Raw genomic sequence first — 20390 nt, forward strand, 5'->3', positions numbered from 1 at the left:
CTTAACGGGTCATATTGATGCCGGATGCTTTTTGCTCCAGCATGCGCTTGGCCAAATCCACAATCACCGCCGCCGCTTCAACCGGTGGCGTACCGCCCTGGTGAATGTTCGAGATGCAGGTACGGTCAGCCTCAACGGTGGTTGCCACACGCGGCGAATAGACGGCGTAGCAAGAAAGACTTTCCGACTGGCCGAGGCCCGGACGCTCACCAACCAGCAAGATCACCGCTTTTGCACCCAGCAGTTCGCCGATCTGATCTTCAATTTTCACGCGCCCATAGCGAACAAAGAACGGCGTCCCGACCTTCAATCCGGCCTGTTTTAAGCCCGACAACAACGGCGGCAGGATCTCTTCGTAGTTGGCGGTGATGGCGTCAGTAGACAGACCATCAGAAATAATCACCTGCACATCCGGATTCATTACACACTGTGATTTCAGTGCTTCAATGGCTTCCGCACTCAGACGACGTCCCATGTCCGGGCGCGTCAGATACAAGTTTTTGTCGCTGATTTCCGAGCGCACTTCCAGTAGTCCCTGGGCTTTTACCCACTCTTCCGGCACTTCTTTCAATACCGTATCTTTCGAACGCGAGTGGTCAGCAAGGAAGCGCAGCAGCGCCTGGGTACGCGGACGTGGACCGGCACGACCGGTACATACACGCGCAGCGGTGCTACGGCGCAGTTCGGTCAATACCTCTGCACGATGCGGATTCTCAACGCCAATCCACGCTTTCGCTTCAGCTGAACCTAAGTCCATCGCACAGCTTTCACCGGTCGGCGCGGCGCACTGCGTAGTGCTGCATTTCACTTCCGCTGATGGCGCTTGAACCTGCGGCTCTCCCATTGACGCCATTACGCTGCGTACAATTTCTTCAATCTGTTTTTGATCCATCGTGTGTCATCCCCGCGTCATCAGAAGAACAGTGACGGATCGCCCGCCCGTTTGGTCAGGCGACCGTTTGCCATAATGCCCATGGTTTCCAGCCAGCGTTCAAACTCCGGCGACGGGCGCAGGTTCAGCAACTGGCGCACGGTCGCGGTGTCGTGGAAGGCGGTGGTCTGGTAGTTGAGCATGATGTCGTCACCGAGCGGCATGCCCATGATGTAGTTGCAGCCAGCGGTGGCGAGCAGAATCATCAGGTTTTCGTTGAGGTTCTGGTCAGCATCAGCATGGTTGGTGTAGCAGCAGTCGCAGCCCATTGAGATGCCGCTCAGCTTGCCCATGAAGTGATCTTCTAAGCCCGCGCGAATAATCTGACGATCGTTGTAGAGATATTCCGGCCCGATAAAGCCCACCACGGTGTTCACCAGGAACGGATCGTAGTGACGCGCCAGCCCGTAGTTACGCGCTTCCATCGTCACCTGATCGGCACCAAAGTTAGCGCCAGCGGAGAGCGCAGACCCTTGCCCGGTTTCAAAGTACAGGCAGTTTTCCCCGGCGATACGGTTGAACTCAGCACCCACTGCACGCGCTTCATCCAGCATGGCCAGCTCAACGCCAAACTCTTTTAAGCCTTTTTCGCTACCGCAGATACTTTGGAAAATCAGCCCGCCCGGCGCACCGCGACGAATTGCTTCAATCTGGGTGGTGACGTGCGCCAGTACGCAGCCCTGGGTCGGAATATTGAACTTGTCGATAACGCCATACACGGTATCGAGCACGCGGCTTAAGTTTTCCACGTCATCTGTGACCGGGTTGACACCGATCACCGCATCGCCCGCTCCGAAGGACAGTCCTTCATAGATTTGCGCCGCAATACTCTGTACATCGTCACGGGTATCGTTCGGCTGCAAACGGCAGCTAAAGGTGCCCGGTAAACCGATGGTGGTGTTCGCCTTTTTGATCACCGGCATTTTCTTACCGCCGTAGATCAGGTCCGCGTTAGAGCAGATTTTTGCTACCGCAGCGACCACTTCCGACGTTAACCCTTTACGCGTAAACGCAATATCATCAACAGAGGTTTCATCGCTCAGCACGTACTCGCGCAGCTCGCTGATACTCCAGTTTTTGATGCGGTTATAGGCCGTTTCGTTGACGTCATCCTGAATCAGACGCGTCACGCAGTCCTCTTCATAGGAAATCACCGGGTTATTACGGATATCCGCTACCGTCATTTCCGACAGCACCTGCTTGGCCGCCACGCGTTCCTGCGAACTGGTTGCAGCGACACCTGCCAGCACATCCCCCGAACGCAGTTCGTTGGCTTTTGCCAGCACCTCTTTAACATCCTTAAACTGATAAACATTGCCGAACAATGTGGTCTTTAGTTTCATAAGTCGTTCCCTCAGGAAGGAAATGCGAGTGATTTCACCGTCACCGGCACAACCGATCCGCCAAAAAGAGGCGTACCAATGTCGATATAGTCCCCCGCCCGGACAACCACCTCATCGATGACCGCCAGCGGGTGTTGCTGTAACTGTGGGCGTAACAGCATGCCCAGGGCTTTACCAAAATCCTGCTCGGCTACCACCAGCAGGGGATGCGGATTCGGATAGCGCGCGACAAAGGCCAGCAACGCATCAATCACCGTTAACAGCGCGGCGTAGCGCACCGGCAGAGAAGCGGGCAGCGCCAACACGTAGGCGTCCGTTTGCGGGTCCAGATCGAGCTGCATTAGCGCCTGTTGCCAGGCGGCCACCAGATCAGCCTCATCAACCGGAATCGCCACCGGCAGATTGCGCAGCGGAAGCGCCACACCTTCCAGCCAGATAGTGCTGCCCGAAAGCGACAGCGTATGCGCACCGGCGCCAATCACCGTGGCGCGCACGGTTTGCGCCGGGAACTGCACGTTCATCTCACGCAGGCGCGGATGTTCATGCAGCGCCGTCGCTAACAGCGGCCCAATGTCGGAAAAACAGAACGGATCGGCAGGTTGGTTGCGGTAGCACTCGCCCACCCCGCCGGACAACGTAATCACTTCCGGCTTCACGCCCGCCGGTAACAGAGCGGTTTGCATCAGCGCCTGTGCCAGCGGTGATAACGTGCCGTCAATCACCTCCACAATCAGCGCCGCCATCCGTCGGGCCACCTGAACAAGCTGCGCCGCATTGAGGGTTCGGGCATCAGTGCCTGGACCAAATACGTCATCCACAATCATTTGTCCCGGCTGATGCGCATGCACCACGCGCCCCTGACCGTCCGTTTCCAGTAGCCGTCCACCGACGTTCAGACAGGCCGAGCCGCTGACTTTTCCAGCATCAAACAGAACGTAGTTCGACGTACCGCCGCCGATGTCGATATTCAGTACGCGGCACAACTTCTGCTCGGAAAGGGTTTGTGCCCCCGCACCGTGACCGGCAATCACCGATTCCAGATGCGGACCGGCGCTGGCAACCACGAAATCCCCCAGCGACTGGGAGAGCGCCATCACCGCCGGGCGCGCGTTGCGCGTTTTGGCACTTTCCCCGGTAATGATGATCGCGCCGGAATCGACGGTCTCTGGCGCAATCCCCGCCGCCTGATACTGGGCGAGGATCAGTGCTTTCAGTTCGGCCTCTTTCAACCCGCCCTGCTTATCAACGGGGGTAAAGAACACCGGGCTTTGCCAGCTAATTTCGCGTTTGATGAATTCGTAGCGCGGCACCTGCGACACTGCCGCACGGTTAACCAGCTCAAGGCGCGAGAAGATCACCTGAGTGGTGGTGGTGCCGATATCGATACCGACGCTGAGTAGCTGGCGAGTATTCACGATTGCGCCTCCGGATTGGTTTCTGCTGGTGCCGGAACATCTTCGTCTTTCGGTACTAACAGCATAGCCACGCCAATCGCCGTCACGCCGCCGATCAGCTTGCCGACAATCATCGGGAAGATCATGGCGTTCATGTTGGCAGCGGCGAAACCTAAGTGGTCACCCAGAGCGAAGGCCGCGGAAACCGCAAAGGCGCAGTTGATCACTTTGCCGCGGGTATCCATGTTTTTCATCATGCCGAACATTGGGATGTTATTGGCAAGCGTTGCCACCATACCCGCAGCCGCAATGTTATTGACTTTTAACAGGTTGCCGACGCTCATCAGCGGTTTTTCAAACCAGCGGGTCAGCAGCAGCACCATCGGGTAGGCACCCAGCAGCACACAGGAGATAGAACCGATAACTTCGATGGCGCGCATCACTTCACCCGGCTTGTCGCCTGGCGCCATGAAAATAGGATCAAGACCTGGGATCAGCTCCCAGCCGAGCAGGAACTTGATGACTGCCGCAGCCAGACCGAGGGTGATCAGCGCTACCAGGAACTTGGCGAAGATCTGGAAGCCGTTGATCATTTTTTCCGGGATGAATTTCAGTCCCAGCGCCACCAGCACGGCTACGATCAGCACCGGGATCATGTTCATCAGGATCAACGCAAAGGTGAACTCCACCGGCTGACCGTTGATTTCCACGCCGGAGTACATCGCGACCAGACCACCCGCAATACAGCCAATCGGAATGGTGACAATACCGGCCAGCACGCCCAGCGCCAGATAACGACGGTCAGACGGTTCAATAATTCCTAGCGCAACCGGAATGGAGAACACCAGCGTCGGCCCCATCATCGCGCCGAGAATCAGGCCAGAGTACAACCATGCCGCCACGTCGCCGCCCGCCAGTTCTTTCGCCAGGAAGAAGCCGCCCATATCGCACGCCAGCAGCGTTCCGGCAAACATCGACGGGTTCGCGCCCAGCATTTCATACAGCGGAATAATTACCGGCCCGAGCACATGCGCCAGTACCGGCGCCAGCGCGGTCATACCGACCATCGCCAGGCCCAGCGCGCCCATTGCCATAAAGCCTTCTTCAAACTGACCGCCCGATCCCTCAATGCTCTTACCGAACTTACCGAGGAAGCGCGCCGAACCGCCGAACTGCGACAGGATCCTGTCCACGGCGGCAATCAGCATAAAGAACATCATGATGTACATGATGATTTCGTTAATTCCCATAGCCCCTACTCCCTGTCATTTGTGATTTGTAGGCCGGATAAGACGTTTACGTCGCCTCCGGCATTAACGCCGTGTTATTGCCGGATGGTGGTGCGAGCACCTTATCCGGCCTACAGGCATTACCCGGCAGCCGCGTACAGGTCGATAATCTGTTCCTGCGTGGCGGTGCGTGGGTTACTGCGAATACAAATATCCTCCAGCGCGGCGTGTGCCCATGCGCTGTAATGCTCGGGTTTTGCTCCAACGTCTGAGAGCCGTTTGGTCTGGCCCACTTCGCTAATCAACTCGCTGACCGCGTTGGTAGCATCACGATCGTCCGATTTCTTGTTGGTTAACGCGCGTCCGATATGGCTGAAGCGCTCACGACACACCATGCGGTTGAACCCCATTACCGTAGGAAGCAGCATGGCGTTAGCCTGTCCGTGTGGGATATGCAACGTCGCTCCCGGCTGGTGCGCCATCGCATGGCACAGGCCCAGCCCTGCGCTGGAAAACGCCATCCCGGCCATACAGGAAGCCAGCAGCATGCTTTCGCGCGCCGCCAGATCCTGACCGTAGCCGACGGCCTTCGGCAGCGATTTACCTATCATCGCAATCGCGCCAATCGCCAGACTGTCGGTAAACGGCGTCGCGTTCAGCGCGCTATACGCTTCAACGGCGTGCGTCAGTGCATCAATCCCGGTCATCGCCGTTACATGTGCAGGCACTCCTTCCGTCAATGCAGCGTCCAGGATCGCCACATCCGGCATCAGGGTCGCGTGGGCGAGCACTTTTTTGAGTCCAGTCGCGGCGTCGATTATCACCGTGACGTTGGTGGTTTCTGAGCCCGTTCCGGCGGTAGTCGGTACGGCAATCAGCGGCAGACGTGGGCGTAACGCGCTGCGCTCGTCCATGCCTGCCAGCGTCTGAGTGGGGTTGGTCACCAGCAACGCCACTGCCTTGGCGGCATCCAGTACGGAGCCACCACCAAAGGCCACAACGCCATCGCACTTCGATTCACGCAATTGCGCGACCGCCGCGCAGACGTCTGTAATGCACGGTTCGCCCACCGGACATGGCCACAGCGTCATCGCCACGCCTTTCATCGCCAGACTGCGCTCCAGTGCGGCGGTCATCCCCGCCTGATGCAGGAAGCTGTCCACCATGACGAACATATGCGTCAATCCGCGCGTTTGTGCTTCCTGTCCGCAGGTACTGAGCGCTCCCAGCCCACAAAGGGTGACCGGTGGAACGCTAAACGTTTTTACGCGTTGCAGATTCAGGGTATCGAATGCCTGAAAGAGCGCGGTCTGCAATTCAGCTTGCATAGATTCCTTCCGCTTTTTCTTTTCCGCTGTTGGCAATCGCCAGCGGGGTCATAAACAGGCTGTGCTGGGGTAAATGCACCTGCAGTTCCGGGAAACGCTTACGGAACAGCTCATCAACGCCCGGCTGCATGCAGGAACCACCGGCCAGCCATAAATCGGTAACGCCCTGACCCGCAATATGATGAGCCACGATTTCCGCCATTTTTTCGTAGACAGGCTTCACCACCGGCCAGATTTCTTTGCCGTTGCTACGCTTGTACTGCTCGGCTTCTTCTAACTGGATACGACGGTTCCCGGCCAGCGTCAGAGAGATATGATGCCCACCGGTTGCTTCATCAGCGGAGTAGGTCACCTTGCCTTGTTTAACGATCGCAATCCCGGTAGTGCCACCACCAATATCCACCACGCCGGCGTTATCGAGCTGCAACAGCTCCGCCACCGCTGTCGGTTCGTCGAGCACATGGCTCACTTCAAGCCCGGCAGACTCCAGCACGTTAATAGAGATGCGAGGGTCAGTTCCCGGTGGAAATGAGGTTGCCGCATGGGTAAAGCAGCAACCCAACTGTTGTTCGAGCGTATCGAGATGGCGACGAACGATGGTCACCGCACCAAAGAAATCCCAGACGATGCCATCGCGCACGACATCGGCCCAGTCCAGGCAAACCGCGACCGGCTGTCCGTCACTGTCCACAACCATCGACACCACATCACACGTTCCCAAATCAATGCCCAACCACAGCGGTGAATCGCTCTTAGTGGGCGTCTGGTTACATAGCGTTGCCGCTTTTAGCAGTCTGGGTGTCAACCAACGTTGTTCGTCGTGCGCCATCTCATTTACTCCTTATACAATTCTGAAGGCGTCTACCAACACACAGCGACGCAGACGCACAAACGTACGCGCACTGGTCACCCCTTCCCCGGTTGGTGTGGTAATGGTCATCGTGGTCCAGCCTTCACCGCCCAGTCCAAGACCGGCAATGCACGGTCCGTTCTTAACGAAGATGCTGGTATCAATGGCGTTTGCCATACGGTTCATGTTGTCGATATTGCGCGAGTGCATCGCCGCCGTATGGTGGCAACCGCCTTCAAGCTTGACCGCCAGTTCAATGGCTTCATCGACGTTAGCGACCCGCACGACCGGTAGAACCGGCATCATCAGTTCGGTGACGGCAAACGGATGCGTCGCGGAGGTTTCGACGAATAACAGACGGGTTTGCTCCGGTACGTTCAGACCAATCGCCGCAGCGATTTTGCCTGCGTCACGACCTACCCAGTCACGACTGACCGTGCCTTTACCGCGCTCATCGATATTTTTCAGCAGCACCGGCTGCAGCTGTTCGGCCTGGGCCGTGGTGAGTTTCACCGCATGCTGGCTTTCCATCAGACGCATCAGTTCATCAGCGACGCTATCGACCACGATCAGCACTTTTTCGTCAGCGCAGATGATGTTGTTGTCAAACGATGCACCTTTAACTACCGACTGCGCCGCGCGTGCCAGGTCAGCCGTTTCATCAACCACCACCGGCGGATTACCTGCGCCAGCGGCAATCAAACGTTTGTTGGTGTGCTTACGCGCGGCATCTACTACGGCTTCACCACCGGTCACCACCAGCAGGCCGATACCTGGGTACTTGAACAGACGTTGGGCAGTCTCGATATCTGGGTTGGCAACTGTCACCAACAGGTTTGCCGGACCGCCTGCGGCAACTACCGCCTGGTTAAGCAGAGTGATAGCGCGCTGAGAGACTTTTTTCGCCGCCGGATGCGGTGCGAAAACCACGCTGTTTCCAGCGGCAATCAGGCTGATGGCGTTGTTAATAACGGTCGCGGCCGGGTTGGTGGATGGGGTTACCGAGGCCACCACGCCCCACGGCGCGTTTTCAATCAGCGTCAGACCGTTATCGCCGGTCAGAACCTGTGGAGACAGGCATTCCACACCCGGCGTGCCGCGCGCCTGCGCCACGTTTTTGGCAAATTTATCTTCGACGCGTCCCATGCCGGTTTCAGTGACGGCAAGTTCCGCTAATTCTCTGGCGTGCTTTTCGCCCGCCTCACGTAGCGCCGTGATAGCCAGTTGGCGCATGGCGACGCTTTTCAGCCCCTGCTGGGCCAGTTTTGCTGCCGCCACTGCGTCATCCAGGGAGGCAAAAACGCCCATTTCTTGAACGGCACTGACGGGTTGGCTGCTGTCTTTCATTTTCAGCAGTACCGCTTTCACGACCTGTTCAATATCCTGTTGATTCATGATTTTCTGCCTTATTTATGGAAGATCACCTGACCACCTGCCACCACTTCATCGACAATGCCAATCACGCACAGATCGACAGGCGATGATTCATTCCGGTGCGCCTGACGGGCGGAGCTTCCGCTGACCAGCAGCACCCACTCTCCGGTTCCCGCCCCGATGCTGTCGATAGCAACAGCACATTGCCCGTCGGGATTTCCCTGGGCGTCAATCATTTCCACCATCAGCAACTTGTCGTGCGCGAGCCCCTGATGGCGTACGGTACAAACAATTTGTCCTGTAACGATTGCCAGTTTCATACGCGCCTCCGTGGCATATTTCAGGTAAAACCTCCCCCTACCCTCCGCAGAAGGTAATGTGAAAAGGAGAGAGGGTGACGCCAGCAATGAAGTCTGTGGCGTCACATGGACGACTTACATGTCGTTGCTGTCGCCTTTAAAGCTGATCGGGAACACTTCTTCCAGATCGCCGTGCGGACGCGGGATCACGTGCACTGAAACCAGCTCGCCAATACGCTGTGCTGCCGCAGCACCTGCGTCCGTTGCAGCTTTACATGCCGCTACGTCGCCACGGACCATGGCAGTGACCAGACCGCCACCGATCTGCTTCACGCCAACCAGTTTCACGCGTGCCGCTTTAACCATTGCGTCAGAAGCCTCAATCAGTGCAACCAGGCCCCGGGTTTCAATCATTCCTAATGCTTCCATTGTGTTTTCCTCTCATTAAGGGGTCCTGAACGGGACCTTATACAACCAGTGTGTGCGAGGCGTTTTCACGACTCATGTCAGTCTGGCGCGGCACTGCTGCCACCAACGCCAGTTCGATAATTTCCTGTACGCTACAGCCACGAGAGAGATCATGAAGCGGTGCGGCAAGCCCCTGAATCAATGGCCCTACTGCGCGATACCCTCCCAGACGCTGAGCGATTTTGTAGCCAATATTGCCCGCCTCCAGCGATGGGAAGACCATCACATTGGCATTGCCCTTTAACGGACTTGCTGGCGCTTTTTGCGCAGCGACATCCGGAACAAAGGCGGCATCAAATTGCAGTTCACCGTCCACGATAAGCTGCGGGGCACGCTCACGAACGATCTCGGTCGCCTGCTGCACGTTAGCGACGTTAGGATGGCGAGCACTGCCATTACTTGAAAACGACAGCATGGCCACGCGCGGCTCTTCACCTGTGATCGCCTTCCAGGTTTCAGCGCTGGCGATGGCGATATCCGCCAGCTGTGCAGCGGTGGGCTGCGGCACAACGCTACAGTCTGCAAATCCTAATGACGGCCCGAGATACTGCGGCAGCATCAGAAAAATTGACGACAGCGTTTTGCAACCAGGCTGTAACCCAATAATGCGCAATCCTGCACGCAGCACGTTTGCCGTTGATGACAGGTTGCCCGCAATACACACATCGGCTTTACCGGCACTGACCATCGCGGCGGCAAACATCAGCGGATCGTTGAGCTTCTCCCGCGCATCCGGCGGCGTTTTTTCACCCGCACGCGCCAGCCAGCGCAGGGCAAACTCTTCACGCATCTGTACATTGCTTTGTGGATCAATAACCTGAATACCATCCATGGCTACGCGATGGCTGAGCGCAAACTGGCGTAGCGCAAACGGGCTGGCGACGAGAATGGGGCGTGCCAGACCGTGCTGATGCAGGTAATTCGCCGCCTTCAGCACCCGGACATCCAGCGCATCCGGGAACACTACTCGTGCAGGTGAGCGTTGGGCGAGTTGACGAGCACGTTCAATGATCATTGCTTCTCCCCCAGTCTCTGTTGAATTTGACTAACCGTCAGCGGATGCTTTGCAACACTCAGAATCATCATCACGTAGACCGTACTGGAAAGGCGGTTGAGCGCCTGCATAATGTCCGGTCGTATAACCTCAAAACTGCGAGTGATGAATACCTGGGCCGCCACCGTCTCCGTTTCACGGACTTTGGTACGCAGCAGATTAAGCAGCGCGCAATCACGTCCATGGCTGGCTTCAGGCACCAGATGGTCGTGGTCCAGATAGCGCAGCGGTTGATGCGAAAGACGGTGTAAATCTTCGTCACTTAAACCCACGACAGCTTGTGCTGCCAGCGGCTCATCCATGGCGTCTGCGCGCATAATATTGCCCAGGCGCGAGCGGATATCCGCCAGCCACGGCTGCCACGGTTCTGCCATCTCAATCTGCAACCACACGGCCAGGGCGATGGTGCTGTCCAGCGCGGCGCGAAATCCCAGCCGAGGGTCACTTTTGGCGACCATCTTGTCCGCCGTCAGATGCGTCAGGGTGTCCGGTTTCTTCGCCACCGGTTGATGGCACAGTTCGCAGCTGGCCTGTGGATGCGTATCACTGCTGGTTAACCCATGCACCGGCTGCGGCTGCTGTTCTTCGTCATCAATAAACAGGCTGCCCTGCTCGTCAATAAACTTAATGCGCAGATGTCGGCTTTCCAGTAATTCCCGGGCAGACGGCGTCAGGCGAGCGTCAGCGGGGAGATGAATTTCAGCCCCTTCGCTGAGCGTATGATTCGCTCTGAGCCATGCTTCGGTAATGAAATCCTTCATACATCCGCCTTAGCAGGACTGCCAGTTCGCAGGCCAGGCCACATACAGAAACTTCACCGTCGATGGCGTACCAAATTCGATGCTGGAGCCTTTCGGGATAAACATCACGTCCCCGGCTTTTGCAATCATGGTTTCGCCTTCGTGGCGAACATGCAGCTCTCCTTCCAGAATCATGTCGATTTCGTCGTAGTTCAGCGTCCATGGGAAAAAGGCGTTATCCCACTGCATAAACCCGGCGGCCATGCTGCTACCGTCCTGGTCGGTCACCAGATCGGTTAAGCCCACGCAGTGCGGCTGCGCGCCGTCAAAACGACCAAACTTCACGCTGCTGCCGTCGATGACTTTCACACCGCCTTTGCCGGTCACCGAGTTAAAGCTCGGCTGCATTCCGCCCTGCTCCAGCGACTGCTTTTCCTTCATGACTTTGTCCATCAGCTGCGCGACCAGGCTTTCGGTAAATTGCCCTTCTGGCAATTGCGCAATGATGGTTTCACGAATGCGCTGGCTTTCCGTTTTGCCATCATCCACCGCAGACGGTGCAGCAGCGGCGGCAGTTGGTGCGGATTCATCGCATTCACTGATGGTAACGCCCAGCAGCTCCGCCACTTCGCGCGCCTCCGGGGTGATGATGCTGGCGCGCAGAACAACCGACATTTCCTGTTCGCCGCGTGCGTGGGCCGCACGAATATCGTTAGCTGTGATAAGTTTTTTCACCTGCCCTTTCCTCCTTTTGGCTGAGCTCAGTCAGATAATCCACCAGGTGCTGCACACTGCGCGGGTCATGGCTATTGAGCTCAAAAATCGGCTCCTGAAACCCCATCCCGCGAAGTAGTTGTCGCGTTGCGGCGACGTCGGCATCCGGCATGTCCGTTTTACTGATAACGGCGATTTGTCGTTTACTGGCACCGATATCCAACAGTCCGGCAGGTAAGCGACTTTCTTTATCATTTGCCGCGTGTATATAAATCAACGTATCGACATCCTGCAGCGTGGTAATTAAGGCGTGGTACCAGCGCGGATGGCTAAAATATTCCCCTGGCGTATCGATATCGCCATTTTCATTAAACTCCACGGCCTGTGTTTTTCTGGCGAGGGAATAATTCCCCTGTAGTGCATTAAAGAGCGTTGTTTTCCCCGCCCCCACCGTACCGACAAACGCAATACGTTTCATCGCCGCCTCTGATTAACTTTTTGTCAGGTTGCACAAAGTGAAATTTAATAATCGACCCAGACCGCTTACCGTCTGTAATAACGCTTCTTCTACTGCGCCTACCGAGCCGTAGATCACCAGTGCGCCGCTGAATCTATCGAGAAAACCGATATGTACATCCGCCGCCTTCATGGCTAAGTCACCGGCAATCATCGCGGTTTCGCCTGGCGTCAGCGTCATGATGCCGATAGCGCCCGCTTCGGGAACGCCGATCTTTTTCGCTAATTCCTCGCCGGGGTGCGCAATGAGATGCGCCAGCGTGACCTGTTTCCCCGGCACAAATTCCTGAATAATGCGTTCTTTTTCCATTGCTCACCGCCTCCGCTAAAACTGCCCTTATCGTGGCAATTTTTTGTCAGAGTAAATAACAAAATTCGGCAACCAGGTTTAAAAGGTGAAGTAGATCACTAAGAGAAGGGGGAATAAAAAGTGAAGCGCATGGATTTTATGTAGAAATCAAAGAAGTTCATTTGCTTTAAATGGAATCATTAGCTTTTAAATAACTTTAATCAAAACATCTATCATAGATTGTGTAAAAGGTTGCTTCCGCCGCGAGTAGCGACAAACTGATGATAGTTTTTTATCTCCAGACCTAAACGTTTTCTGAATCTCACCCAAACAACCTTTCGGTTCTACCTGTGCTGACTTTACTGGCGTATGGTGACTTTCGGATGATATATCATGGAGATAAACTCATGTCACAGCAGGGACTGCGCTTTACGCTCGACGTGGACGGGTTACTGGCGACGGATACCGCCGTCGTCAGCTTCACCCTCTGCCAGAATCTCTCCACCCCCTTTACACTCAGTGTCGATATCGCCAGCGACCTGCCTGACCTCACCGCCACAGATTTTCTCGAGAAAAGCACCACCCTCACTGTCTGGCAGGGGGCTGTTGCGCTGCGTTATCTTCACGGCATCATCACCGGCGTGGAGCTCAGGGAGAACAACCACTGGCAGATGAATTACCAGCTGACGATTTCGCCCCCGCTCTGGCGCGCCGGACTGCGCCAGAACTTCCGCATCTTTCAGCAGCAGGATATCCAGGCCATTGCCACCACCCTGCTTACTGAAAACGGCATTACTGACTGGGTGCCTTCCTTTTATGAGCCCCATCCCGCCCGCGAATTCTGCGTGCAGTACGGCGAAACTGACCTCACCTTTCTGACGCGCCTGTGGGCCGAAGAGGGTATTTTCTTCTTTGACTGGTTCCACCCGACCGGTCCCGACCAGAAACTGGTGCTCTGCGATGACATCGCCGGGGTCTCCACACTCGGCGACATGCCCTTTAACCCGAACGCCCGGGAAGTCACAACGGAATGCATCAGTGCGTTCCGCTACCGGGCACAGATTCGCCCTTCCTCAGTTGAAAACCAGGATTACACCTTCAAAACGCCCGGATGGCCCGGTTATTTCAGCCACCACGCCAAAAACCTCAACGGCCAGCGCACCCAGTATGAAATCTTTGATTATCCGGGACGCTTCAAAGACGTACAGCATGGTCAGGACTTTGCCCGCTACCAGGCGGAGGGCCACCGGCAGGATGCTGAAACGGCAGCCTGCGTGAGCAACTCCCCGAAACTGTGGCCCGGCAAACGTTTTACCCTGACCGGTCACCCGTCAGAGACGCTGAACCGCGAATGGCAGGTCACCGGCTCTGTACTGGAAGGAAAGCAGCCACAGGCGCAGCACGGTAGCTCCGGTGAAGGCACCACACTCAGTAACCACCTGGACGTCATCCCGGCTGACCGGACATGGCGTGCCTCCCCGCTGCCCAAACCCGCCGTGGACGGCCCGCAGAGCGCCATTGTCACCGGGCCGGCAGGCGAGGAAATTTTCTGCGACGAGCATGGCCGGGTGCGGGTGCGTTTTCACTGGGACCGCTACTGCCCGGGAAACGAAGACAGCTCCTGCTGGGTGCGGGTGTCCCAGGCGTGGGCCGGTGCCGGATTTGGCAACCTCGCCATTCCGCGCGTGGGTCAGGAAGTGATAGTGGATTTCCTGAACGGCGACCCGGACCAGCCCATTATTATGGGCCGCACCTACCACCAGGACAACCGCTCGCCGGGCACCCTGCCGGGCACGAAAACGCAGATGACCATCCGCTCGAAGACCTACAAAGGCGGCGGATTTAACGAACTGAAATTCGATGACGCCACGGGCAATGAGCAGGTCTATATCCACGCGCAGAAGAACATGGATACGGAGGTACTGAACAACCGAACCACTGATGTGAAGGTGGACCATACGGAGACCATCGGCAATAACCAGAGCATCACTGTGGGACTGGGCCAGACGGTGACCGTAGGGAAAGAAAACGCATCCGGACACGACCGGACAGTCACGGTCGCGCATGACCAGCGCAACACGACGGGGAATGACCGTCAGGTGACGGTGGGTCATGATGACACGGTGACCGTAAAAAACGACCGGAAGACAGAAGTGATGCACGACCGGCGTGAGCAGGTGGGGAATGACGAGACGCTGGTTGTGGGCAATGACCGGAAGATGTCGGTGAAGGGAAAACAGGAGCAGACCACCACCGGTGACCATATCAGCCTGGTGAAAGGGATGAAGAGCCAGGAGGTGAAGGGAGACCTGGCGCAGAAGATAAGCGGCGCGCTGGGAATAAAGGTTCAGAGCGATATTGTGCTGGAAAGCAGCAGCCGGATAAGCCTGAAGGTGGGCGGTTCATTTGTGGTCATCCATCCGGGTGGCGTGGACATTATGGGGCCGAAAATCAACCTGAACGGCGGAGGAAATCCGGGAACACCGGCGAGAACTCAGCAACCAAGCGTGCTGAAAGCGCTGGCGGATGAAGATGATGACACGGATGATAAAGAAGGTAGCGGGACTGGGAGTGAGGATGGCCCAGATGATGAAAAAGACGATCAAGATAACATCGAAAAACATTACCTTCAGCTTCATTTTACGGACGACGACGGGATACCTTATTCAGAGACACGCTATATCGCATTTTTTGAGAACGGTACACAGACACGGGGTGAAACAGATAAGAAAGGCTATACAGAAATATTTACCACTGATACTGAACAGAAAATTAAGGTCAGATTATTGCATCAGAGTATTAATATGATTGAAGGTGGTGTATATGAATGAATATTAAGTTCAGAAGCGAAAGGTAACACGCACTCATTATGATTTGAATGTTATTTTAATGTGCAATTTGTTATAAATTAGGTATAAAAATGGAAGATGCACAAGAAAATTCAGTGCAAAGAGCATGCACAAAAGCTGAAACTATATCTGCAAAAAAATACGTTAAGAAATTTGGTCAAACGGTTATGGTAACTAATAAATTCGTGACGATGATGACGGATTCTCTGGCATGCGCATTGCGGGTTTTAAAAAAAAGACAAAAGGATCTGGCTACGTGGGGGAAGACTGAACAGGCTGAATTTGAGCAAATAATGGGAGTGAGAGGTGATAAGGAGATTGAACATACATATTATATTTGTGATATGGAAAACACTGACACTTACCACCGACCAGAGGTGGAAAAAACGTCCGTGTACGAATTTATGAAAAAGTCAGTTGATAGAATGTGTTATATTATGGAACAATTGCATGTGGATCCCAATCCTGTTGAAGTATCTCAAGTTGATCCCTGCAGTAACGAACTAGGATCTGTACCTGACAAAAGAGTTTATAAATATGGCAATTTTGTTAATCGCACCTTTACTAATGAGTATTCGGCGTTCGTAAAGAGGGATGCTACATGTATATGCCCACCAGATAAATATAAGGAACAGCTTGAAATAAATATAGGATATAATTTTTATTCAAAAAAACTAATGGGGGCTGATTCTAAAGCGAGTACGCTCTGCCATGAAATAAGCCATTTTTATAGAGTTGAGAACAAAGATGAAATATGGGCTAGTGAAAAAAACAAAAAAGAATCCAGAGGGCCATGGGGTGGAGTAGGTACTGATGATTTGCCAAATGATGGGGACTATAAACACGCAATAAGTGAAGACGGAGAAAATATATATATATTAAATATAGAAAAGATTTAAAAGAAAGTCATAGTCCTGATGTTTTTAAAAATGCTTATAATTTTGAATTATATTTTGAGTTAAATGACAATGAGTGCGAAATTACAAATAAATAGAGGGGGGAGGATGCTTCTCTTTTTATGCCTCCTCAATCTGTCAATAGCCGGTGCCAATGCTACAGGAGTATCACTCATAAAATATGGATACGGAAAGATCTATTGGGGCAAAAAAGCATCTACTGCTGAACCAGTAGTTTATCCACTGAGTGAGTCTTCAGCATTTGAGAATCTTATTCGGAAACAACCGAATTCTACTATCGCTGACCTCTATCCTTATTATAGAATTAGCGAAAAAGAAAGTAAGTGGCGAGAAAAAAAATATGCAATAGATGTTTTTCTTGCAGTGAGGCAAGAAAAAAATAACGTAATAGCCAATATTACATTTAATAATAAAAGTAATAAAAGCTATTTTATTTATAAATCGGGTATACCCAGCACTGCGCGGGACACTTTTTTTGGTGTAATATGCGGCTCTTCATTTTTAATCACAACAGACAATGTTAAATTGGACTATTTAGGTCATTCTTGTGATTTTGGTAATGATATACAAGATTGGTGGTTAGAGATTGAATCGGGTGAGAGTTTTTCATATACTATACCACTAAATCGAGCGTATGAATTCCTTCCAGGAAAACATCAATATCAAATCGGCTCTCTTGAATACCCTACAATTACAAAGGAATGGTTTTCTGAAAAAAACATGTACAATAAAATGTTTTCTATATTTAATTGGCGCTCATCATGTTCGATGAAAACTGATTACCCATTGGTATTAAAACGGAGGTTTCTGTGCCCCCGGCATGAGGTCGATAAAAATAATTTGAGACGCGTTCTTAATAACTTTGGCTTTAATGGTAATAGTAGTGATTACTATTTTGAAATTAGAACCAATCAGGTATCAATACTTATTGATGCTAATAAGAATACTTCTTACTATCAATTTACGGAAAACAAGCTAAAAGGTCATAAAAAAATAATCATGAAGAAATGAACATGATTATCACTAAATGAACAATGAGGAGTTCAATATGCCCACAGCAGCCCGACTTAACGATAAAGGTACCCAGCACGATGGTTATCACGAAACTGTCATTACAGCGGGTTCACCCACGGTATTTATTGATGGATTGCCTGCTGCCCGTATGAGTGACCCACTGACGCCTCACGATAAACCGAAACACCCACCTCACCCCCGAAAAATAGCCAGTGGTTCAGGCACTGTGTTTATTGACGGCCTGCCTGCCGCCAGAACCGGTGATGCAATTGACTGTGGCGGCGTGGTGATCGGCAGCGGCACAGTCAGTATCGGCTGATATACAAGGACAAGGTTATGTCACAAAATGGTCTGTGTTTTACGCTGGATGTGGAGAACTCAGTGTCCGGGAAGTGACTTCAAGGAAGAATTTACGGTCGTAGTGATAGATTCGAAACAAGAAAAGGATAAACCAATAAACTAAAGAGATGATAAAAAATCATAAAACATAATTTTAATGATATCAATGAAATTCCCCCTTACCCCATTCAAGCCAGGGTAAGGGTTCATACTTCACACCAACATAATTACAGCGGCTGAGTCTGTGCTTCTACAACCGCCAGCGCCACCATATTAACGATACGACGAACAGAGGCGATCGGCGTTAATACATGAACAGGTTTCGCAACCCCCATCAGCACCGGGCCAACCGTTACGCCTTCAGAACTGGAAACGCGTAGTAAGTTGTAACTAATACGGGCCGCTTCCATATTCGGCATCACCAGAATATTCGCTGAGCCTTTCAACGGACTGTCCGGCATGCGGTCATTACGGATACTTTCCACCAGCGCGGCGTCGCCGTGCATTTCGCCGTCAATCATCAACTCTGGCGCGCGCGCCTTAATCAGCTCCAGCGCTTCGCGCATTTTGCTGGCCGACGGGCAGTCAGAGGAACCAAAGTTGGAGTGAGATAGCAACGCCACCTTCGGTTCAATACCAAAGCGACGCACAGTCTCTGCCGCCATAACGGCGATTTCCGCCAGTTGCTCAGGCGTAGGATCGTCGTTGACGTAAGTATCGGCGATAAAAGTGTTACCGCTTGGCAGCAGCAAGGCGTTCATCGCCCCGGCAGTATGCACGCCGTCACGATGACCAAACACCTCTTTCACCACGCTGAAGTGCTCATGGTAGTCACCAATCGTACCGCAGATCATCGCATCCGCTTCGCCACGCTGCACCATGATTGCACCGATCACCGTAGTGTTGGCAATCACCGCACGCTGCGCCTGCTCCTGGGTGATCCCACGGCGCTTCATAATCTGGTAGTACTCGCTCCAGTACTCTTTAAAGCGTGGATCGGATTCGTTGTTGACGATTTCAAAATCGACGCCCGCTTTGATCTGCAGCCCCAGTTTCTGGATACGCATTTCAATAACGCTCGGACGACCAATCAGGATCGGCTTCGCCAGACCTAAAGTGATCAATTCCTGGGTAGCATGCAGTACGCGCGCTTCTTCCCCTTCCGTCAGCACCACACGCTTCGGCGCTTTACGTGCCAGGGAGAAAATCGGCTTCATGAACAGGTTGGTTTTGTAGACGAATTCAGTCAGCTTATCGATGTAAGCGTCAAAGTCGGTAATCGGACGCGTTGCCACACCAGAGTCCATCGCCGCTTTCGCCACAGCAGGGGCGATTTTGACGATCAGACGCGGGTCGAACGGTTTCGGAATGATGTATTCCGGGCCGAAGCTCAGGTCCTGATCGCCATAAGCAGAGGCCACCACTTCACTCTGCTCGGCATGCGCCAGCTCAGCAATGGCGTGCACCGCCGCCAGTTTCATCTCTTCGTTGATGGCCGTTGCACCGACATCCAGCGCACCGCGGAAGATGAACGGGAAGCACAGGACGTTGTTAACCTGGTTCGGGTAGTCTGAACGACCAGTACAAATGATTGCGTCGGAACGCACCTCTTTTGCCAACGGCGGCAGGATTTCCGGTTCCGGGTTAGCGAGTGCCAGAATCATTGGCGCACGCGCCATCTTCTTAACCATTTCCTGCGTCAGCACTTTCGGACCGGAGCAACCGAGGAAAATATCTGCGCCGTCAATGACATCATCCAGCGTACGCTTACCGTCATCCACCACCGCATAAGCCGCTTTGGTTTCCGCCATGTTCGGTTCGCGGTCTTTGTAAATCACGCCTTTGGAGTCACAGACCACAATATTGTGTTTCTGCATACCCAGCGCTACCAGCAGGTTCATACAGGCAATCGCCGCCGCGCCTGCGCCAGACACCACCATGCGCACGTCGGAGATATTTTTCTCAACCACCCGCAGACCGTTCAGAATTGCGGCAGTACTGATGATTGCTGTACCGTGCTGGTCATCGTGGAAGACCGGAATATTCATGCGTTCGCGCAGTTTTTGCTCAATGTAGAAGCACTCCGGCGCTTTGATATCTTCGAGGTTGATACCGCCAAACGTGGGTTCCAGGGCCGCAACCACATTGATAAATTTATCCGGATCGAGTTCATCGACTTCAATGTCGAACACGTCGATCCCGGCGAATTTCTTAAACAGAACGCCTTTACCTTCCATCACCGGTTTGCCGGCCAGTGCGCCAATATTGCCCAGGCCCAGCACCGCCGTACCGTTGGAAATAACCGCAACCAGGTTGCCGCGCGCGGTGTATTTGTAGGCTGCCAGCGGGTCCTTTTCAATTTCAAGACACGGTGCAGCCACGCCCGGCGAGTAGGCCAGCGCCAGGTCGCGCTGCGTTGCCAGAGGCTTGGTCGGAGAAACCTGGATTTTACCGGGTACCGGAAATTCGTGGAAATCGAGGGCGCTTTGTTTTAACTGGTCATCCATCTTGTTGTTCCTTTCACGTATCTATCAAAAAAGTGGCGCGGGTAACCATTCTACTGAGCCGCACATTATCACCTCAGTCAACGGCACAAACTTTGAAGGTCCCCAAACTCTCACCATTCAAAGAAAGAATTTGTTATCAATTTATAACAGCCATGTTACCTGCTTAATCCAGCAATACCATGCTTGTCTGCTATGCTTTTTGCTGACAACGCCCGCAATTTTCCCAAAAGTGTGA

General features: G+C 53.6%; 19 protein-coding genes. 4 read left to right on the forward strand and 15 right to left on the reverse strand.

The genetic code is table 11. The features are described 5' to 3' along the window. Position 1: 1 nt before the first annotated feature. The 14 genes from eutC to eutS form a co-directional block, all read right to left on the reverse strand. Positions 2-892 carry an ethanolamine ammonia-lyase subunit EutC gene (gene eutC, locus SK34_RS04860; RefSeq protein ID WP_003038033.1) on the reverse strand — a complete coding sequence of 297 codons (891 nt, stop codon included), beginning with the start codon at positions 890-892 and terminating at the stop codon, positions 2-4. A 20-nt stretch (positions 893-912) separates the two neighbouring features. After that, positions 913-2274 carry an ethanolamine ammonia-lyase subunit alpha gene (gene eutB, locus SK34_RS04865; protein ID WP_003038029.1) on the reverse strand — a complete coding sequence of 454 codons (1362 nt, stop codon included), beginning with the start codon at positions 2272-2274 and terminating at the stop codon, positions 913-915. Positions 2275-2285: 11 nt separating this feature from the next. Further along, positions 2286-3689 carry an ethanolamine ammonia-lyase reactivating factor EutA gene (gene eutA / locus SK34_RS04870; RefSeq protein WP_003038026.1) on the reverse strand — a complete coding sequence of 468 codons (1404 nt, stop codon included), beginning with the start codon at positions 3687-3689 and terminating at the stop codon, positions 2286-2288. Continuing rightward, on the reverse strand, positions 3686-4918 hold the full coding sequence (gene eutH, locus SK34_RS04875) for an ethanolamine utilization protein EutH (protein ID WP_003038023.1): 1233 nt from the start codon (positions 4916-4918) through the stop codon (positions 3686-3688). Before eutH ends, eutA begins: the two co-directional genes overlap by 4 nt. A gap of 119 nt (positions 4919-5037) precedes the next feature. Further along, positions 5038-6225, reverse strand: a complete 1188-nt coding sequence (eutG, locus tag SK34_RS04880; protein ID WP_048232493.1) for an ethanolamine utilization ethanol dehydrogenase EutG — start codon at positions 6223-6225, stop codon at positions 5038-5040. Next, a complete protein-coding gene (gene eutJ / locus SK34_RS04885; RefSeq protein ID WP_048232494.1) occupies positions 6215-7054 on the reverse strand; it encodes an ethanolamine utilization protein EutJ in 840 nt (279 codons plus the stop codon). Before eutJ ends, eutG begins: the two co-directional genes overlap by 11 nt. 12 nt (positions 7055-7066) lie before the next feature. After that, entirely contained in the window at positions 7067-8470 is a 1404-nt protein-coding gene (locus SK34_RS04890; RefSeq protein ID WP_003038014.1) for an aldehyde dehydrogenase family protein, read from the reverse strand. 11 nt (positions 8471-8481) lie between these two features. Next, positions 8482-8769, reverse strand: coding sequence for an ethanolamine utilization microcompartment protein EutN (gene eutN / locus SK34_RS04895; protein WP_003038011.1), 288 nt, complete (start codon positions 8767-8769; stop codon positions 8482-8484). A 114-nt stretch (positions 8770-8883) separates the two neighbouring features. Next, positions 8884-9177, reverse strand: coding sequence for an ethanolamine utilization microcompartment protein EutM (eutM, locus tag SK34_RS04900; protein WP_003835054.1), 294 nt, complete (start codon positions 9175-9177; stop codon positions 8884-8886). 37 nt (positions 9178-9214) lie between these two features. Further along, the gene (gene pta, locus SK34_RS04905; protein ID WP_048232495.1) at positions 9215-10231 is read right to left on the reverse strand and encodes a phosphate acetyltransferase; all 1017 of its coding nucleotides are present in this window, start codon (positions 10229-10231) and stop codon (positions 9215-9217) included. Further along, positions 10228-11031, reverse strand: a complete 804-nt coding sequence (eutT, locus tag SK34_RS04910) for an ethanolamine utilization cob(I)yrinic acid a,c-diamide adenosyltransferase EutT (protein WP_003838524.1) — start codon at positions 11029-11031, stop codon at positions 10228-10230. The genes pta and eutT overlap by 4 nt, the downstream gene beginning before the upstream one ends. Before the next feature lie 9 nt (positions 11032-11040). Beyond that, complete coding sequence (gene eutQ / locus SK34_RS04915) at positions 11041-11745, reverse strand: ethanolamine utilization acetate kinase EutQ (protein WP_048217282.1); 705 nt, start codon at positions 11743-11745, stop codon at positions 11041-11043. Continuing rightward, positions 11723-12202, reverse strand: coding sequence for an ethanolamine utilization acetate kinase EutP (gene eutP, locus SK34_RS04920; protein ID WP_003838521.1), 480 nt, complete (start codon positions 12200-12202; stop codon positions 11723-11725). Before eutP ends, eutQ begins: the two co-directional genes overlap by 23 nt. A gap of 12 nt (positions 12203-12214) precedes the next feature. Beyond that, entirely contained in the window at positions 12215-12550 is a 336-nt protein-coding gene (gene eutS / locus SK34_RS04925) for an ethanolamine utilization microcompartment protein EutS (protein ID WP_003037995.1), read from the reverse strand. Between the two features lie 386 nt (positions 12551-12936). On the opposite strand from eutS, the gene SK34_RS04930 reads away from it, so the two are divergent. The 4 genes from SK34_RS04930 to SK34_RS04945 all read left to right on the forward strand — a co-directional run bounded on the left by SK34_RS04930 (position 12937) and on the right by SK34_RS04945 (position 17628). Then, the gene (locus SK34_RS04930) at positions 12937-15360 is read left to right on the forward strand and encodes a type VI secretion system Vgr family protein (protein WP_048232497.1); all 2424 of its coding nucleotides are present in this window, start codon (positions 12937-12939) and stop codon (positions 15358-15360) included. A gap of 89 nt (positions 15361-15449) precedes the next feature. Then, a complete protein-coding gene (locus SK34_RS04935) occupies positions 15450-16277 on the forward strand; it encodes a M35 family metalloendopeptidase (protein ID WP_231588742.1) in 828 nt (275 codons plus the stop codon). A gap of 69 nt (positions 16278-16346) precedes the next feature. Next, positions 16347-17306: a transposase gene (locus SK34_RS04940; RefSeq protein ID WP_231588743.1), complete on the forward strand. Its 960-nt coding sequence runs from the start codon at positions 16347-16349 to the stop codon at positions 17304-17306. A 37-nt stretch (positions 17307-17343) separates the two neighbouring features. Continuing rightward, positions 17344-17628 (forward strand): type VI secretion system PAAR protein, encoded by a 285-nt coding sequence (locus tag SK34_RS04945; RefSeq protein WP_031605187.1) that lies wholly within the window; start codon positions 17344-17346, stop codon positions 17626-17628. 247 nt (positions 17629-17875) lie between these two features. Here SK34_RS04945 and maeB read toward each other — a convergent pair whose 3' ends face one another. Then, the gene (gene maeB, locus SK34_RS04950) at positions 17876-20155 is read right to left on the reverse strand and encodes an NADP-dependent oxaloacetate-decarboxylating malate dehydrogenase (protein WP_044714584.1); all 2280 of its coding nucleotides are present in this window, start codon (positions 20153-20155) and stop codon (positions 17876-17878) included. Between the last annotated feature and the right edge of the window lie 235 nt (positions 20156-20390).

It is taken from the genome of Citrobacter sp. MGH104 (assembly GCF_001034485.1).
Classification (GTDB): Bacteria; Pseudomonadota; Gammaproteobacteria; order Enterobacterales; family Enterobacteriaceae; genus Citrobacter; species Citrobacter freundii.

Excerpts from the sequence above, each read along its gene's own strand:
- eutC (WP_003038033.1), bottom strand. The coding sequence starts at position 892 with ATGGATCAAAAACAGATTGAAGAAATTGTACGCAGCGTAATGGCGTCA.
- eutB (WP_003038029.1), bottom strand. The coding sequence starts at position 2,274 with ATGAAACTAAAGACCACATTGTTCGGCAATGTTTATCAGTTTAAGGAT.
- eutH (WP_003038023.1), bottom strand. The coding sequence starts at position 4,918 with ATGGGAATTAACGAAATCATCATGTACATCATGATGTTCTTTATGCTG.
- eutG (WP_048232493.1), bottom strand. The coding sequence starts at position 6,225 with ATGCAAGCTGAATTGCAGACCGCGCTCTTTCAGGCATTCGATACCCTG.
- eutJ (WP_048232494.1), bottom strand. The coding sequence starts at position 7,054 with ATGGCGCACGACGAACAACGTTGGTTGACACCCAGACTGCTAAAAGCG.
- SK34_RS04890 (WP_003038014.1), bottom strand. The coding sequence starts at position 8,470 with ATGAATCAACAGGATATTGAACAGGTCGTGAAAGCGGTACTGCTGAAA.
- eutN (WP_003038011.1), bottom strand. The coding sequence starts at position 8,769 with ATGAAACTGGCAATCGTTACAGGACAAATTGTTTGTACCGTACGCCAT.
- eutM (WP_003835054.1), bottom strand. The coding sequence starts at position 9,177 with ATGGAAGCATTAGGAATGATTGAAACCCGGGGCCTGGTTGCACTGATT.
- pta (WP_048232495.1), bottom strand. The coding sequence starts at position 10,231 with ATGATCATTGAACGTGCTCGTCAACTCGCCCAACGCTCACCTGCACGA.
- eutT (WP_003838524.1), bottom strand. The coding sequence starts at position 11,031 with ATGAAGGATTTCATTACCGAAGCATGGCTCAGAGCGAATCATACGCTC.
- eutP (WP_003838521.1), bottom strand. The coding sequence starts at position 12,202 with ATGAAACGTATTGCGTTTGTCGGTACGGTGGGGGCGGGGAAAACAACG.
- eutS (WP_003037995.1), bottom strand. The coding sequence starts at position 12,550 with ATGGAAAAAGAACGCATTATTCAGGAATTTGTGCCGGGGAAACAGGTC.
- SK34_RS04930 (WP_048232497.1), top strand. The coding sequence starts at position 12,937 with ATGTCACAGCAGGGACTGCGCTTTACGCTCGACGTGGACGGGTTACTG.
- SK34_RS04935 (WP_231588742.1), top strand. The coding sequence starts at position 15,450 with ATGGAAGATGCACAAGAAAATTCAGTGCAAAGAGCATGCACAAAAGCT.
- SK34_RS04940 (WP_231588743.1), top strand. The coding sequence starts at position 16,347 with ATGAGTGCGAAATTACAAATAAATAGAGGGGGGAGGATGCTTCTCTTT.
- SK34_RS04945 (WP_031605187.1), top strand. The coding sequence starts at position 17,344 with ATGCCCACAGCAGCCCGACTTAACGATAAAGGTACCCAGCACGATGGT.
- maeB (WP_044714584.1), bottom strand. The coding sequence starts at position 20,155 with ATGGATGACCAGTTAAAACAAAGCGCCCTCGATTTCCACGAATTTCCG.